The sequence below is a fragment of the Myroides sp. C1519 genome (genome assembly GCF_038039755.1).
Taxonomy (GTDB): Bacteria; Bacteroidota; Bacteroidia; order Flavobacteriales; family Flavobacteriaceae; genus Flavobacterium; species Flavobacterium phaeum_A.
On sequence record NZ_JBBPHM010000008.1, the window covers coordinates 80503 to 98200 of the forward strand.

10 protein-coding genes and 1 riboswitch are annotated in these 17698 nt (G+C 32.7%); of the genes, 3 read left to right on the forward strand and 7 right to left on the reverse strand.

From position 1 onward, the window contains the following. The first annotated feature begins 117 nt into the window (after positions 1-117). Both AABL81_RS06480 and AABL81_RS06485 read left to right on the forward strand, forming a co-directional pair. Entirely contained in the window at positions 118-534 is a 417-nt protein-coding gene (locus AABL81_RS06480) for a CBS domain-containing protein (RefSeq protein ID WP_158211132.1), read from the forward strand. 189 nt (positions 535-723) lie between these two features. Then, positions 724-819, forward strand: a riboswitch (SAM-I-IV-variant riboswitch). A 58-nt stretch (positions 820-877) separates the two neighbouring features. After that, positions 878-1444, forward strand: coding sequence for a hypothetical protein (locus AABL81_RS06485; protein ID WP_341340622.1), 567 nt, complete (start codon positions 878-880; stop codon positions 1442-1444). Positions 1445-1758: 314 nt separating this feature from the next. Here AABL81_RS06485 and AABL81_RS06490 read toward each other — a convergent pair whose 3' ends face one another. Together AABL81_RS06490 and AABL81_RS06495 are read right to left on the reverse strand one after the other, a co-directional pair. Then, positions 1759-4116 carry a glycoside hydrolase family 3 N-terminal domain-containing protein gene (locus AABL81_RS06490; protein ID WP_158211134.1) on the reverse strand — a complete coding sequence of 786 codons (2358 nt, stop codon included), beginning with the start codon at positions 4114-4116 and terminating at the stop codon, positions 1759-1761. A 127-nt stretch (positions 4117-4243) separates the two neighbouring features. Next, a complete protein-coding gene (locus AABL81_RS06495; protein WP_341340623.1) occupies positions 4244-4903 on the reverse strand; it encodes a response regulator transcription factor in 660 nt (219 codons plus the stop codon). Positions 4904-5140: 237 nt separating this feature from the next. Here AABL81_RS06495 and AABL81_RS06500 point away from each other — a divergent pair, with 237 nt between their 5' ends. Then, positions 5141-6271, forward strand: a complete 1131-nt coding sequence (locus tag AABL81_RS06500; protein WP_341340624.1) for an FAD-dependent monooxygenase — start codon at positions 5141-5143, stop codon at positions 6269-6271. Between the two features lie 1004 nt (positions 6272-7275). Here the strand turns inward: AABL81_RS06500 and AABL81_RS06505 are convergent. The 5 genes from AABL81_RS06505 to AABL81_RS06525 all read right to left on the reverse strand — a co-directional run bounded on the left by AABL81_RS06505 (position 7276) and on the right by AABL81_RS06525 (position 17698). Further along, positions 7276-7773, reverse strand: coding sequence for a hypothetical protein (locus AABL81_RS06505; RefSeq protein ID WP_158211142.1), 498 nt, complete (start codon positions 7771-7773; stop codon positions 7276-7278). Between the two features lie 422 nt (positions 7774-8195). Beyond that, a complete protein-coding gene (locus AABL81_RS06510) occupies positions 8196-11351 on the reverse strand; it encodes a DEAD/DEAH box helicase family protein (protein WP_341340625.1) in 3156 nt (1051 codons plus the stop codon). A 43-nt stretch (positions 11352-11394) separates the two neighbouring features. Further along, positions 11395-13359, reverse strand: a complete 1965-nt coding sequence (locus AABL81_RS06515) for a DUF262 domain-containing protein (protein WP_341340626.1) — start codon at positions 13357-13359, stop codon at positions 11395-11397. Further along, positions 13359-14723, reverse strand: coding sequence for a DUF262 domain-containing protein (locus AABL81_RS06520; RefSeq protein WP_341340627.1), 1365 nt, complete (start codon positions 14721-14723; stop codon positions 13359-13361). The genes AABL81_RS06515 and AABL81_RS06520 overlap by 1 nt, the downstream gene beginning before the upstream one ends. Next, complete coding sequence (locus tag AABL81_RS06525; RefSeq protein ID WP_341340628.1) at positions 14723-17698, reverse strand: DNA methyltransferase; 2976 nt, start codon at positions 17696-17698, stop codon at positions 14723-14725. Before AABL81_RS06525 ends, AABL81_RS06520 begins: the two co-directional genes overlap by 1 nt.

Below are 17698 nucleotides of genomic sequence, written 5' to 3' on the forward strand. Positions count from 1 at the left end.
TTTAAAGATGTAAATTACAATAATCTTTTTAACCAAAATATGCTATTTATCATGTTTTCAACAATATAATACGTGCACCTTTGTAGTACAAAAACATAATAACCAATAATAAACACTATGAAACAAAGAGTTCCAATTTCTCAAATTATGGCTAAAGTTTTAATCGCTGTTCCTACAACGAAAAAACTAAGCGAAGTAAACCAATTATTCGCAGATTACAACATTAGACACATTCCTGTTGTAGAAGGTGAAAAAATCGTTGGTATTATTAGTAGCAAAGATATTTTGAAAATAGGATATAGCCATACCGATATGGATAAAGATGCACTAAATGCTATCTATGATGCTTACAAATTAGAAGACATCATGACAAAAAATCCAATCGTTGTAAGCGATGATACAAATATTAAAGAAGTAGCTGAGTTATTTGCTGAGCAACATTTCCACTCACTTCCTATTGTAGGAAAAGACAATAAATTAGAGGGAATTGTAACAACTACTGATTTAATTAATTATCTAATCGCTCAATACTAAGATTAATAATCCCCTTTATTAATATACCGATTCATTAATAGAAATCCTCGTCACCCCGACGAGGATTTTTTTATGATATATCCTCACATACACATTATCTTTTAATACTTGTTTTACCCTTCAATAAAAAACATCGTAAAAAAATATTTTGCAAAACACTTGTTTTCAATTGGTTTTGATTATACATTTGCCCTGTATTTCGAATCACATTAAGTGATACCAACCGAGAGTAGACTCCACGGTGGTCAAATAATACGGGATGACTGTCCAAAATTAACGTACACATTTTCCTCTATTTTTATCGAAGTACAATAGTTTATTTAATAACATAAAATATTGTATTATGAGCAATTATCATTTCACAGAGACAACGTGGTCTCATCTATCAGACAACCTATTTATCAACATTAAAGCTTCGTCGGTATTTACTGATCTTGAGCTACTCGCCGAATTTAAAAGACGGGAACTTGACTACTCTTGTATCATTACAAACTACGAGAGTACGCCTGATGCTACCCCTATCTTTAAAACAGATGGACAGCTTGTTATCCACAACAAGACTATTTTTGAAAAGAATATTCAAAGACCATCTCAAGTAGGTTATTTTTACAAAAGCACCTTATATCCAGCAATGGAATTCCTAAAAAAACACCCTTTATTACAGGAAATCGAGCTTGTAACGTTTGACCATATTAGGGAGCAAACACTTATGTCAGATGCAAATATAACTGTTATCACACCTCAACAATTGGTTGATTTAAAGCCTAATCAGGTGTTTATATATATGACATTGAATGGAAAAACACACCCTACCCCTTCTGAGGTTGAACCATTTGTAAAGAACAACACAAAGGTTATTTACAATCGAAAGGTTGGTTATAGAAGGTTTGGAACTTTTGAAGTTGTATAATCCTACATCCCTATTTTAGGTATTTACTATGGATAGCAATAGCGTAATGTGTGTATGATCTCTTGGATGTACTAAACTCATTTGCAAAACCAATAAAGCTTTTAAATGTTGAAATATTTGGTTGTCAATAGTTCAATTACTATTAACGACGGTTGCACTTATGTTGAAAACACTTATTTTCTATGTTGCGTAGTACAAATGTCTTAGCTATTAGAGATATCAAAATTATCCAAAACACACCTATATTATAAAAACAAAAAGAGGGAGCTATATAGCTCCCTCTTCTCTTAAATAAAATTGTCCCCCCAACAATCTTACTTACTGCTTGTTAAATCTTTAAAATCAAGTTTTTCTACAAAAGCAGGTTTAACCTGTTCCACCAATAAAGGCTTCTTCATTGTAAACGCAGCTTGTAAAACAATGTCTTGACTTGACTTACCAACTAATACTTTATATGTTCCAGCATCTGCTATCCACTGACTTTTATCTGTGTGAAACGATGCAATTTCTTTAGCTCCTATTGTCAAGTGTAAAACTTCAGACTGTCCTGGCTCTAACAACTTTGTCTTACCAAAATCAACTAATACCTTCACAGGTTTGTCAATAGTTCCTTTCGGTGCACTCACATATAGTTGTACTGCTTCTTTACCAGCAACTTTCCCTGTATTTGTAACCTTCACAGAAACTTTGATATCATCTTTAAACTCTTGTTTATTCAGTGTCAGACCAGTATAATCAAAAGTTGTATATGACAATCCAAATCCAAACGGATAGGCAGTTTCAACATTAAAGGTGTCGTAATAACGGTATCCAACATAGATTCCCTCCGTGTATCTAATATCACGATAATCAGAAGATTCTGAAGCAAAGAAACTATCTACAGAAGGCACATCAGCATACGCTTTTGGAAAAGTAGCTGTTGTTTTTGCAGAAGGATTTACCTTACCGCTAACAATATCAGCTAACGCATTACCACCTTCAGCACCTGCAAACCAAGTAACTAATATAGCATCTGCTTTATCACTCCAAGACGTATTCATCACACTTCCTACGTTCAATACTACAATTACTTTTTTACCTTCCTTTCTAAAAGCATTTGAAATACGAGTTAGCATTGACTCCTCTTCTTTCGTCAAATTATACTCGGTTTCAACATTCAAGTCTTGCTCTTCAGCAGAATTTCTTCCAAAAGTTAATATCGCTACATCTGTATTTGCAGCAGCCATAGCCAACTCTGCATCTGTTAAATTCAACTGTCCAATCACTCCTAACGGTGCTAATTTGTTCAACTTAGCTCTACGTGCAATATCCTTTTTCTCTTCTTCTTGAACATAACCAACATACTTTTCAAGCAATGGTTTGTACAAGGTGAATGACGCATTCTGTAACCCTTTATACACAGGTACATTATAAGACGTTGTAACCTCACTACTACCAGTACCTCCAACAACCAAGTGATACGACCCAACTCCAAATGTAGCTATACGTGTCGTTGCCGCAAGTGGAAGTGCGTTTGCATTTTTAAGCATCACTGTTCCTTCAGCTGCAATTTTACGAGACACAGCTGCGTGTGCTTTCAAATCTGGATTATCGCTATAAGCATATTTCAATGGCGTTGGCGACTTAGCCACCAAACGCAAAGCATTTTTCACTGCAAAATCCAAGTCTTTTTTAGAAAGTTTTCCCGACTTTACATCTTTCAAAGCTGCCTCTAACTGAATTTTAGAACCTGGCATAATCATATCGTTTCCTGAGCGAATTTGTGCAGATACATCATTTGACTCATTACCAGCACGGATAATTTCAACACTTGAGAAACCAGAGTACCAATCTGTCATTACCAATCCTTTAAAACCCCATTCTTCACGAAGTAGTTGGTAATTCAAATCTCTTCTTTCACTTGTATAAACATTATTCAATTTGTTATAAGAAGTCATAATTGTCCAAGGTTGAGCACCTCTAACAGCAATTTCAAATGGTCTTAAATACAACTCTCTCAAAGCACGTTCACTAACTAATGAATTACTGAAAAGGCGATTTCTCTCCGCATTATTGGCTGCATAATGTTTAAGTGAAGTCCCGATTCCCAATTCTTGAACAGCGTTGATTAAGTTCATTGCCATTACACCAGCTAAAACAGGATCTTCAGAAAGGTATTCGAAGTTACGGCCTCCAAGTGGGTTACGATGAATATTAACTCCAGGAGCTAACAACACATCAATTCCATACTCTTTAGCTTCTGTACCTAAAGCTTTTCCGATTTCGCGTGCAAGTTCTTTACTCCAAGTAGAACCTAAAACAGTTTCTGAAGGGAAAGCTGTTGTATAAAATGTTCTTGATATCCCTTCCCTCGTAGGATTAATACGGATTCCAGAAGGACCATCACACACAATAATGTCTGGAATTCCAAGGCGATCCACATTATGTGTTTGTCCACCTGCACCAGGAACTCTACCATCGATAACCCCAAGGTTACCCACATTATCCATTCCCCTACCAATGATTAAAGCAACCTTTTCTTCATCTGTTAACTTTAATAATAATTGATCAATTTCAGCATCCGTGTATAAAACTGCTTGCTGTGGTAACTTAACATCTTTTGTTTTTTGAGCACTTATTTCCTGTGTACCATATAGCACAAAGAAAGCAAGTAAATAGGTTAGTTTTTTCATAGGTTTTTATTTGGTTGATGACTATAAAATTCAACTTTAAAACACATTTGTAATATGTGAGGCAAACCTATTCCATTTCGTAAATGATTTCAATACGTATTTTCACGTATTCTTAAATCACTACATACTAACCATATATCTCTTCCAATGTCATCACTCGATTCGTGAGAGCATAAAGAATAACCCCAATGAAGTTTTTAGAGTTTGTGCGTTCCATCAAATTTCTTTTGTGCACCTCAACAGTGCGTAAACTGATGTTTAGTTCATCCGCAATTTCTTTTGCAGCCAACTCTCTCGCAGTTAATTTAATAATATATTTCTCTCGAAGTGAAATATAAACAACATCGTTAAACTCATAAAGTCCTTGATAATACAACTTCAATTTTCTAAGAAACCCGTTGGGATCGTGTTCATCAACAAACACAATATGCGGACCTATATATATTTCTTTAGCTGTAAGTGACAGCATTTTTTTAGTCCGTTCATACAACTTTGGTTCAATCGGAAACTGACAATTCCCTTTGCTCTTTTCATGATCAAATAGGTCGAAAATAACAATGCGTATATCAGGAAACAAATCTTTTAATGTTCCATAAAACGGAACATTTAGATAGTAGATTAAATGATGACTTGCAAATAGCACATCAACAGGCGTCTTTTGTAAATCTGCCAACAATTTGTTAGGACAACGCCCTTCAAATACAACCTGAACGGGTTCTTGCCAAGAAGATATATCCGTGATATCTTCTGCCAAATTCTTGTAATCTTCTGTGATTCCAACTATCATATTTATAGCACTTTATATACATAAATATACTGAAATAAAATGACATTTAACAGTTACAAAAACCATACAACTTACTTGTGGATTGCAGATTAACTATCACTTCTAAACAACCTCCTCAAAGTTGTTATGAATCAATTAGCACAAACAATTTGACTACTGCCTAAAATTGCGTTAGTTTTACTATTATCATTTTGTGTTACCAAACACTCACCTCTTTAATAACCTCAACAAATCAAGATGAAAGTAGCTATCATAGGAGCAGGAATTGCAGGATTAACAATGGCTATTGCGCTAAAAAGAGCCAATATTCCGTTTGTCATTTACGAAGCCACTAAAGAAATCAAACCTGTTGGTGCGGGAATTGCCATTGCCAACAACGCTATGCAGGTATACCGCTATCTTGGGGTAGCTGATCAATTGAACGAAAGAGGCGTACATATTTCCACAGTGAAGCTCACTGATTTTAAGTTGAATTTATTAAACAGTACCGATTTAACGCCTTATGAACAGCAGTATACACTGGCAAATATTGCCATACACCGAAGTGAATTACACCAGGTATTACTCAACGCAATTGATCGAGAGAACGTGGTACTTGGCAAGCGCATACAAAACATTGAAAAGCGAACTGACGGACTGTATGAACTGACGTTTACAGACAACAGCAAGGCGACTCACGAGTATGTGATTGGAGCAGACGGTATACGCTCACAGGTCAGACAGTTCGTTTTTGGAGACCATCCGTTGCGCGATGCTAAACAAGTATGCTGGCGTGGAGTTCTCGATTTTGACCTACCTCCTACGCATAACCACGTTGCCCTTGAAGGTTGGGGAAAAGGCAAGCGCTTTGGCTTTGTAAAATTGGACAGTAAACAGGTGTATTGGTACTTTTTAGTGGATGAGGATAAATACATACAACAACCCGAATTGAAAGATCACTTAGGCGATTGCGCACCTCTGGTAGCACAGATGATTACGCAAACACCCCCTTCCGAACTACATATCGACAAGATATATGACTTACAATTAATGCAACAATGGTATAAAGACAAGGTCTGTTTAATTGGCGATGCCGCACACGCTACAACCCCTAACTTAGGGCAAGGTGCTTGTCAGGCTATTGAAGATGTTTACGTTTTTAGCCGATTATTAGAACAATTCACTTTAGATGAAGCCCTTCAGAAGTTTCCGGTTATCCGCCGTAAAAAAGCACATAGTATTGTACGCAACAGTTGGCAATTGGGGCAAATAGCCCAACTTAGCAATCCAGTATTAGTTGCCGCTCGTAATACTGCATTTAAGGTACTACCAGCGTATTTGAAGGACAAACAAATGCGAGAGATGTTCGAGTTAGATAAAGTGTATTAAGTGCTTTAGAAGAGGTTATTTAATGTCATAAAATACTTCCTCTACTCATACAGTTATTGGAGTGAACTGAAAACCTAACAAAGGTGCTTCTACACAAGATTATTATAGATCATCCTCTGTATTTACAGTACTTCCTATAGTTTTAAACGACATTAACTCGTAATTGAGTCGTAAATAAGTCGTATTTAGTTCGCGAAAAAGGCCTTTAGGTGAGGTAATTACGACTTATTTACGACCTATTTGCGACTAAATGTTATACAAAACCCTTTCAATCTCAGTGTTTATAAGGGATAGTAGCGATATGAGAAAAAAGTGGGACAGCGTTTATAGTGCATTTGATAGCATATGATGTCAAATGATAGCAAATGATGTCAAAATAACCGCTTTGAAATTATTGTCTTGTAGGGATGTCTAATTTTGCCTTATAAACTAAAACTAACATTGGGAATATCTAATTTTGACTTAAACAATAAATACTTGCTGATTATGAAAGACACATTGGTTAAATCTGCTGATTATATGAAAGTACTTCTCTCTTATTTGTGGAAGCCAAAGGTTGAAAGAAATGACGATAATTGATAAAAAAGACTACTCTGCGCTTAGTTTTGGTTACTACTGATTCGAGACTAATACCACATTGCTTCTACACTCCTTCGGAAATACCCCCCTGTTTCCGAGTAAATGTGGGACTTGTCTCGAACTTGTCTCGAACATGGTGTAATCAAAACCCTTGTTAGGTATGGGGAGATTGAAAATGGAGAGGATGGCTTTAGGGTACAAAAAAAGCGTTATAGTATGTACTACAACGCTTTGGGTATTTTTATTTTTAGTATTTTATATAAGTAACATTATCGTGGTACTTAAACGTTTTTATCAAAAACAACTACTATTACAAAAGTATAATTATACAAAAAAACTAATGTTGTAAACTATACTATTGGAGCTATAACTTTTTTAAAACGTGTGTATAAAATTATCTAACGATCTTTCTTTACTCGATTACTTTAGATATTTTTCAATTTTTTATAAGCACGAATTAATTCTTTTAGCTGACGATTTGATGTAACGTCGAGATCCTTATCAGATAAAAAATGCTTAAACTTGAAATTACTTTTGTAGTTTTTCAGAATAATTTCTTGATCAATAATTAAAAGTTCATTTCTTAAATGTTGTTTTTCAACTTCTAAGGAACTAAGTAATTCGAATTTATCACCAAAATCTCTTCTAAAAGTTGTGGTATTAAAAGGAATTGAATTTAAAATTTGCATTTGTTTTTTTGATTTTTGGTCTAAACCTCCAATGATTTTAATTGCAATTGCCTCTACTTCATTTTTTGATAATAGATCTAAATTTTTAGGCACCAACGATTTCAATTGTTGTTGTTTATTTCCTTTTTTGTAGTCCGCAGACTTAGTTACAGTTTCGGTAGAAACAAATCCACTTCCAAAACATTTTTTACAATTACTATTTAAGCCTTGACAAGAACAAATTTCAGATCTCATTTTTTTTTATTTAAAACGTATATATTTCGTTTGTAAAAGTAATACAATTCTATATCAAAATAGTTTAAAATGTTCTTGTAATTATCGTGTGCTGTAAAGTCAGTGTTTCCTTATTTTGAAAACTCTCTTTATAAAATATGGTTCACCAATTTAGATTGTAGATTTAGATATCGAAAATTACCCTTATCGGGTATAATATCGCTACAACAGCCTTAAACTATACTCTATGAGGTATAATCTAATAAGTTTTATTTGTAAATACTGTATAGCACACTTTCATTACATTTCACAAAAAAAGCGTTGTATTTTGGATTACAACGCTTTGGTATTTTGTTTTTTAGTGCTTTATTTACCGATACAATATCTTAGAACCCTTGTAAAACAAGGGGTTGTAAGAATTATGTGATGCGGATGTGATGAATTTATTTTATTAATATTTTTTCAATGTAATCAATAGCATTCTCTTTCTGAAAATAAACATGATTCTTATTAAATTCTTCAATATCCAGATTACCTTTCCAATTCACTACAAAATAAGAAGTATTGGAAATAATATAAGAGTCCAGCTCTATTCCTGCTCTTTCAACTTGTGGCTGAATCTTATCTTTTAATACTTTATAAAATTGTATTTTAGGATCATTTATACCTCTTGAATTACGAATTCCTTTAGGATCAATAAACTTAATGATTTGTTTTTCGCCTTCAATGATCCATAATATAAAATCTGGGTAGAAATTATTTCCATCAGTAAAAAAGCCTAAACCTTTTTTACTTTGATTTCTCAATACATGAATTTCCTTTGCATCTAAACTACTTGGTTTAGAAGCTACATAGGTAATAAGGTCGTCTAAAAATTGCTTTTCAGATATATCTAAAGGAATAGGACTTACTTGCAATTTATCTTTGTAACCTTTTCCTACATAAACCAATGGCTTGTACAGATGTAATATATTATCAAATGCATCCACTTCAGATCCAATTTGAACATTTGTAAAAGCTGGGTCTATTACCTCTTCATTCAGTTGTTCAATTTTAGTTTGATACTGTTGAATTTCTTCTTCTGTATTTAATCTAAAATCATATTCTAACACAAAGTTATCATCAAAACCATTTAATTGAATAGCTTCTACGTGATCAGAACTAAATTCATTTTTATAAAATAGGTAAAACTGCTCTATGTATTTTTTAAGTAATGTAACTACTAATTCTTGCCAAGTATGAACATTAGAAAATTGCTTGAAACTAACTTTATGTTCTGGTATTAATAATTTATACCAAGATACTTGCTGAATGATATCTTGTAACTGTTCTAACTCAATTTTTAAATTATGGTAGCCTTTGTCTGCTTTAAAATTTTGAAGTTCTAAGTAAACAGAGTTCCAATTTAACATTGAAAGATGGAAAGCAGTCAAAACTGCTTCATTCTTAGTTATTACTACTCCAGAGTTCTTTTTCTCTAATACATCTATTTTAGGATACCAATCTAATTCGATCAATTTTCCATCAAAAATAGAAGCTTTATAAATTAATGGTAAAATAACTTTTTGTTTAAAGTTTTCAGAATCTTTAACAGCAATCAATTTTAATTTGTTCTGCTGAATAATTTCTTTTTGAATTGTAGGTACTTTAATCGTTATCCAAGATGAATCGTTAGCAGGTAAACCTTCTTCTTCTAAAAACTCTTTAAACCTCTCCATATAGTTAGCTTTTATACCAAAAATCTGAAGAGTTTCTAGGTGCTTTAAATGTTTTTTTACGGTTTTAATATTGTCAGGTCTTTGGTACTCATCGAGACCTGTAGAACGTTTTAATGAGAAGTTATATCCCTTTAAACGAACACCACGACCAAATAGCTGAATGATTTGTGATCCTTCACTTTTACCTACATTCATTAACCCCATTGAAGAAACTCGCCAAGATGACCAACCTTCTGTGAATTTTTTAGAACCGATTAATAAATTAATAGTAGAAGTTTCCTCATTGATTTTTTTAAATAATGATTCCGAAAAATCACGTTCGTTTCCTAAGACATTATTTTTAATTGCTAAATCATATAATTTCTTTTCATCACCTACATTAATTACTCCAAAATAATCATTATCACCTACACGTAGACCTAACTCACCATCTGCACCTTTTAAATTATCTATATATAAATTGGCACCAATTGTGGTGTTGTTAAACACTAATTCATTAATTAAATTGAAAATTGTATTGGCATCCAACTTTTGCTCGTTGACATAAGAAAATGAATGTTCGAATATAGAATAACCGTTTTTATCCACTAAACCTGCTTTATTATTGATAACAGCCTCAATGTTTTGAATTGAATCTAATGGATTTTTTAGGAAATCGGTTAAGAAATAAATAACTTCTAAAACATCTGAAACTTCTTTATCTCCCTCTTTACGAACTGCATTTACTTTACCACCTACAAAAATCCATAATGGTTTATGTAATAAGAAATTTCTTAATTCATTTTTCTTTTCTTTAAATAATAATTGCTGCTGAAAGAAAGAAACTAAATTTGCGGTAAGATATAATTGCTGATAATTTTCATTATCTTCTTTTAAATTTAAAATACGGTAATCTTTACCGTAACCATCTTCGTAAAAATATTTATATGAGTAATCAAATAAAATACTCTTTGCATATTCTTGTGTAAATTCTTTTTTCTTTGCCCCTGAAGCGGCATTGATTGCTTGACCGAAGGTTGCGGAATACTCAAAAGCAAACCCTGTCAAACTCAACTGATCTCTAAATCTTTTCCAAGAATCGCCAGACATACCACCATGTCCTTCATCAATCAAAACTAAGTTGTTCGTTTCAAAACTTTCTACAGCTACTGTTTTCTCCCCACTGTTCTCAGCTAATTTAGTAATTTCAAGAACTTCCACTTGTTTACCAGAAAACATTCCTGAGTCATTTTTATAGAAATTATTTGCAGGAATATCTGATAATTTAAATTCCTCTAAGTGTTGTTTTGTTAATCCTTCGTTAGGTGTTATTAACAACACTTTGTTTTGGTTGTGCTGATTATAATGATTGGAATAATTCAAGTATTGTTTGATATTGATATGCATCAATAAGGTTTTACCTGAACCTGTAGCATTCCAAAATGCCAACTTATTTAAGTTGTCTAAAGTAAATGGTTGTGCAATAAATGTGTCTTTGCTTTTTTTCTTACCTGCATTTTCTTTCGCTATTTTTAAATTAAATTCTTTAATAAATTCATTTAAATCTGCTAAAAGCTTTACTTTATTTCTAAAGTATTTATCTAAATATACTTCCGTAAACAAAAGCGATAGGTATTGAAAATATTTCCAAGTAATGATTTCCTCTCTTTTTTCAGAGATTTGTTTGGTATAACGTACTATGTTTTCATCATAAGTTTGTAACATCGTAGCAGTCAGATGCTCAGAGTTATACATATGATTAATTAACGATTGTAAATATTTAGTATTTCCCTCTTCAGTATACCCTTCGTTAGAAGACAACTTTAAATCGGTAAAAATTTCAACACCTTTTTTACCTACTATTTTTTTACCAATGCTATCAATCCCGAAAAGTGATAACATATACTTATTTAAAACGAGTTTATCGTGGAAGTTCATTTTTTTTCTAATTTAATTTTTGGATAAATTCATTCAATTTATCAATCATCTTTTTAAGGTGATCCTCAATACTTTTTTCATCCCATGAATCAGCATCATACTCTGTCATCATTACATACTGTTTTAAACTGTCATAAGCTAATCCATTTTTACTATTCAATTTAGAATAGTAATTCTTTTTTGCAGATGGTAAATGATGATTAAGTTTTGAGTTTTTTTGATGACTAATTAAACACAAATTTCCAAATGAATGTAATGCATTTTTATCCGCTAACGGCTTTCCTCCAATAGGATTTTGGGGATAATAATGTTCCACAGAACTTCGAAAAGTAAACTCAAAATCGACTCCCTCATCACCCACATCCAATTCATTCCAAAGAACATAATCCAGAAAGTTAAAAACTAAATTATTTTCTATAGCTTTATAATTGAGTAGGGAATTATCGTACTCTATTTTTGGATAATCTTCACTTACATCATCAGGAGAATAGATCAATTGATGATAGTCTAATTTACTACATTTATCACTATTCAAAAATCTAAAACTAATTAACTGCTTTGCTATTTTTTCTAAATAATTTCGATATGCTTCAAAATCTATCTCCTCTGAATTAATTAAATGAAACAAAGCAGCATTTAACCAATGTTTGTAAATCATTGTTGGTGTAGAAACATGAAACATAGATAGTAACATAATAATATATTCATTACTCCAATCTCCTCTTTTCTTATTCAATGCTTCATCTTTTCCAAAAGTATTCACATAGTAGCCTTTTTTACCATCATTTGATTTAAGTTTCAATAAGCTCCATCCTTCTTTATCGGTTACAAACTGTCTTTTGATTACATAAGCATCCATTAACCATTTTCCTCGCAACAGATTAAACATAAAGTCTAACACAAACTGTTTACCTTCTTCTTTTGACCTACTTCTAATTTCATGCTTAAAGAAATCTATTAGCTTCTTGTCGTCTAAAGAAATGTCTTTACTTTCCGTCTGAATTTTCAAAATATGCAATATAAAGTTTTGAAAATTAATAGGCGAAGTAAATCGTTCTGATTGATCTAACTGATTTTCTGTATTTCGAAATAGTTTTTGACTGGTTAGTATATCATGGATATTCATCTTAAAATCACCAGCTATTTTATTGTTTTGCTGAAAATCCTGATAAATATCTAATAATTCATTAGTGTTTTCAACCACAAGATTGGACCAATCTTTGTCAAATAATTTCTTACGTAAATTAGGTTCAAAACCAAACTGAACATAGCGTTCCATATTCTGAACAGAATCCCAAATGATATGAAAGAGTTCTTGAGTTCGTTTATTATTTTTATCCTCATCATCGTAGAGAACATCCAATAACATTGATTTCACCACTTCGTGTTTTTCCAGTTGCTCACCTCTGTTATTCATTATTTCAAAATAGTGATTTAAATCGGTGTCATGCGGAACTTCAACACGGAGAATAGTTACCAAATCGGTGAGAAATTCAGTAAATTCTTCGATGGCTAAGCCATTAGTGATTTTTGTTTCTAATTCTATTTCTATGCTATCATAAGCCTCTTTAATCGTAGAATGATATTCTTTGTGCCCGTCAAAATACCCTTTCTTTGCAAAACTCATAGCATTTTGTGAAAGGGGACGGCTTTCAAAATGCAATATTTGCTTATCAAACCAATTTGCTTGTCCAAATTTATTTTTTAAAACGGATAACATTATGGATAAGGTAGTAAGCCTTTGTTGTCCATCGATTGCATCGTAAACTGTTTCCTCATTAATTCTCTGAGGATAAACCACTAGCGTTCCTATATAATAATTTCTTTGTTCAGGGATGTAATCAATAATGTCTTGAATGAGTTGTATGATCTCACTTCTGCCCCAAGCATAATTGCGTTGGTATACAGGAATTCTATAATTACCTGAATTAAATAATTCTTTGATATTGTATGTTTGTACCTGATGTGACATTAACTAATGTAATAAAGTGATTTTAATATTTTTTCTAATTCACTGATGTTTCTTTGTGCTGTAAAATTATAGTCAACAGGTCGTGATAATGCCTCCTGCGGCGAATAATTATTTTTAAAATCAGAAAAAAGATTATTGCTCAAAACATAATTATCTACACTAACAAACTGGATTGCGTAATATTCTAACCGTAGACGATAAGCCCAAGCAAATATTTTTTCTACAGCTTCGTTAATATGATTAAAACCAAACTTGTCCACATAAAAAACCAAAGCACACTCAAACAGTGTTCTTACATAAGTATCACCCGTTCGTTCCCATCCATCATACGTTTTTATCGTGCTGAAAATATTCTTTGAATTCTCTGCGAGATTCTGATGGGTCTGGATGTTTTTAACAGACATATCAAAAACCTCTTTGTAATAATTTATCATTTCAAAAAAACGCCTTCCGTTGATAATAGGAGCGTCCAACTGAAAAGGATAAGGCTTCTTGCTCAAATCAATTTGACGATGATAACTTTTGTTGTACTCATCTGTAAAATGATGCAAAATTCTCAAAGAATCTGCATACTTATAATCACCAATCTTTTCTATGGTTACTCCTTTGAAAAGATATATTTTATTTTTGTCAAAAAACTGAGCCGATTCTCCTCTTGACCAAGAACGAATTCTAAATAAATATTCTGAAAACAATTTGGCTAAATCACTTGATTGGTGTTTTTCCCAGATTGAAACATTATTTAATTTCAATTTTTCATCATTTTCTGCATATTCCCTCAAGTGAAATGCTTTCAGCAAATCGTGTGGTTCTAAGTCTTTCCCTCGGGCATTCTGTGAGTCAAAAAACTGAAAAGCCTCGCTGATATGTCCAATCTCGAAATAAATCAGTTCGCAATGGTTTAGAAAAAACCTCACAAAATCTTCATCACATTTAGCTATTGCACGTCTTGCTACTGCGTAATTGTTTTTAATATTGTAAGCTGTAGTTTCATTACTGAAATCAAAATCAATTAGGTTTTTACTAATAGATTCTATTTCTTTTTTTAAGCGTGGATCTTCAATTTTAACTGTTTCACAAATAGCTCTGAATAATAAAATGCAACTAATGGTTCTTTGCTGACCATCCACAATATTTAATGCATTACTATTTTCATCTTTGTGCACAACTAATGTTCCCAACCTATATGCAGATTTTCGCTTGAAGAAATTAATATCTTCTATCAACTGCGAAACATGTTTTTCTTGCCATTTATAGGGACGTTGATACACAGGAATAACTAAATTCTGCATTTGCAATAACTGGCAAATTGTTAAAGTCTTGATATGAAGATCCTGTTCCTTTTTTACAGCTAAATTTACCATTACAATTCCGAAATATTAAACATTTGCTTAAAAAACGTCTCTTCTATCAATTTTACTTTGAAGACATCTTCACCAGTACGCATATTATCAAAATGATGATCGCCATTGATGTAGATTTGATCAAATTCTGAAGAACGTACACTATCGTATATTTTACGGAAACGTTGTGCCGTTTCTTCATTGGTTGTTGTTTCCAGATTACGCCAAATGATTAAAGTTTTTACCCCTTCGCGTGTTTTACCTTCTACAAATTTGATGTCGCCTACGCGTTGCATACGCTCTACGTATAAACCGATTAAATAATTGAAGGTTTCTACCAAATCGACCTTGGTTGGTACCAACTCGTTGTTTTCTGTTACCTTTAATTGGTAGTTGAACGGATTGCGGAACATTTGAATATTGAACAAATGGTCTTGCGTTTCTACATCCAACATATAGTTGAGTATATATTCTTCCTGAGCTTCCTCTGCAAACTGTAAGAAACCATCTTGCGCTTTTGATGTAATGGCTAGATTATTTAAAGCATCTTCATACGATTCTAATACTTGGTATTTGAAGATTTGAGAGATCCCTTCTTTATCTTGTGGCTGACCATTTTTCCAATTGTCCGTATAAATCACTTTTTGGATACGTGGTTTGGTTACCGTATTAAAATACGTACCCATTTCGACTAAAATATATTTACAGTTATTATCTTCAATTTCACGATTTAGTTTTATGGTGGCGTGTCCTGTTGTTCCTGATCCAGAAAAATAATCTAAATAAATAGCATTTGGATTATCTGTTAATGCCTCTAAAGAATCTTTAACTGCATAAATACTTTTAGGAAATGAGAAGTCTCTACTACCCATTCCAAAAATATCGTTTAACAACTCAGTACCATGTGTACTGCTATCCATTAAATTGCCAACCCATACTGATTTACGCATTTTAGCTTTACCGTCTTGATGATAATGAATATGATAATTTCCTTTTATAATTTTTGCCCAGACAGTATCATTTGCTTCTAATTCGACTCTATCTCTTCCATAATACCATCTTCTTTGGATACCATCATCATCTATGGGATATATAACAACAGTATCAGGATTATCATGTGGCGGAATTTCTTCGTCTACTTCTAATGAACGATGTACTGACACTATTTGCAAAGTTTCTTTATTAACTTCAATTCCATAAAATTGTTTAGGTACATCAGTCCGCAAAGAATCAGTTCCCGTTCTACGTAAATTACGTCTTATATCATCTGAAATCTCTCTTTTTTTAGTAATTAAATCTTGTCCCTCAGGAATAGTCCATAAGCCATATTCATGAGTAATTGCAAAATTACTTTTAACTCTTCCACGGTGATTATATTCAATAATTGTAGGTCGGATATTATAATTATTATAAACAGATTTAAGGATTAATGAAAGATTATCAACTTCGCATTCATCAATTGTTGTACAAGAGATTGCATAACTACTTAGTAAGTTCTTAGCTAGAGATACTCTATTTTCTATAAGAGAACACCAAGATGAGTCTTTAAACTCATTTTTGTAAACAATTTCAGTAGCATTCGTATTGTATGGTGGATCAATATAAATACCGTTAATTTTTTCTTGATACTTCTCCTGCATCAGATTCAAAGCTTGGAAATTCTCTGAATTGATTAATAATCCGTTGGTTTTTTCATCTAAATTGTCTAACTCGGCAAGTAATTTGTCTTTGAATTCTTCTGAGAAGAATTTGGTATCAACAACTAAGAACGGTTCGTTACGTAAGGCTTCGAGTGCCTCAGCCTCCGAAGATGGAATGACAACATTAAATAATTCTTTCCATTCATTAAGCTGTACTTCATTGGAAGCAATTTCAGGATAATATTTCTCTGGGATACGGTCTAAAGTAATGCAGTAGTTTGTACTGATCACAAACTTTTTCTTTAGCCATAATTTCTTTTGGAAATTTTCGATCTGAGCCAAGAAGTTGATAATCTTAGATGCTACCAATTTCAACGCTTTAATCTTCGATAATTGCGCTGTAAAATAGGCTGGATTTTCCGTATTGATATCGTCAATGTATAAGACTTCGTTTTTGATGTAAAAATCTAACTCGCGCGATAAGAAGCCACCTAAATCCTTATGAATAAAATAATCGAAACTGTTACGCGAAATAAAATCGTTTAAATGTTTTTCTAATACCGTACGGTTTTTGTTTTTCTCCGTTGGAGCTTTATCAAACGCCAATGCAAATTCAGCAGGAATATTATTTTGAATAACTTCCAATGCATGTTTTGCCAAATCGTCTTGCTTAACTGTTTTTTTATGAGGTTCGTAAGTGAAATTGATAAACAATTCACCATTGATGACTTCGATAGGTTGTTCTTCGTAAATAGCAAAACGGCGTTCGGCATCACCTTGCGTTTTATTGTTATTTTGCTCGGTAGAAGCTTCTTTTAATTGAAAATGGACTTTCTTGCCATCACTTAATTTAAACGCATAATTCTTTAAATATTCAGAAGTTTTGATGTAATATTGGTCGTGGTTTGCCCAATGTAATTTTACTTCTTCGCCTTCGTAAGGAATAGCGTACACATCTTTCTTGTATCGACGTAAGGAAATAAAATCACCGTCTTTGTAATAACGTTTGAAAAAACTTGCCAAATGCGAAAACACTTCTTGTTCTAACGCATTGGTATCAACTGCGTTTTCTAATTGTGCTTTCAGTGCTACATATTTTGGTGCCGATTCGCGAGCTACGCCAGCATCGTCTAGTGATTTACCCATCTGATCTAATTCTGCCTGAATTGTAGCAGAATCTTTTGATTGGGTTTGGGATAATATATCTTTGATGTCTTTAGGTAATTTACGATCGATAAACTCCATTACCTGATCGCGTTTTTGATTCATAATGCGGTAGATTCCAAAATCTAAATCCGCTTTATCCATCTCAAAAATTTCCTTTAAAACTTCTTGTAATTTTATGTAATTGTTCAT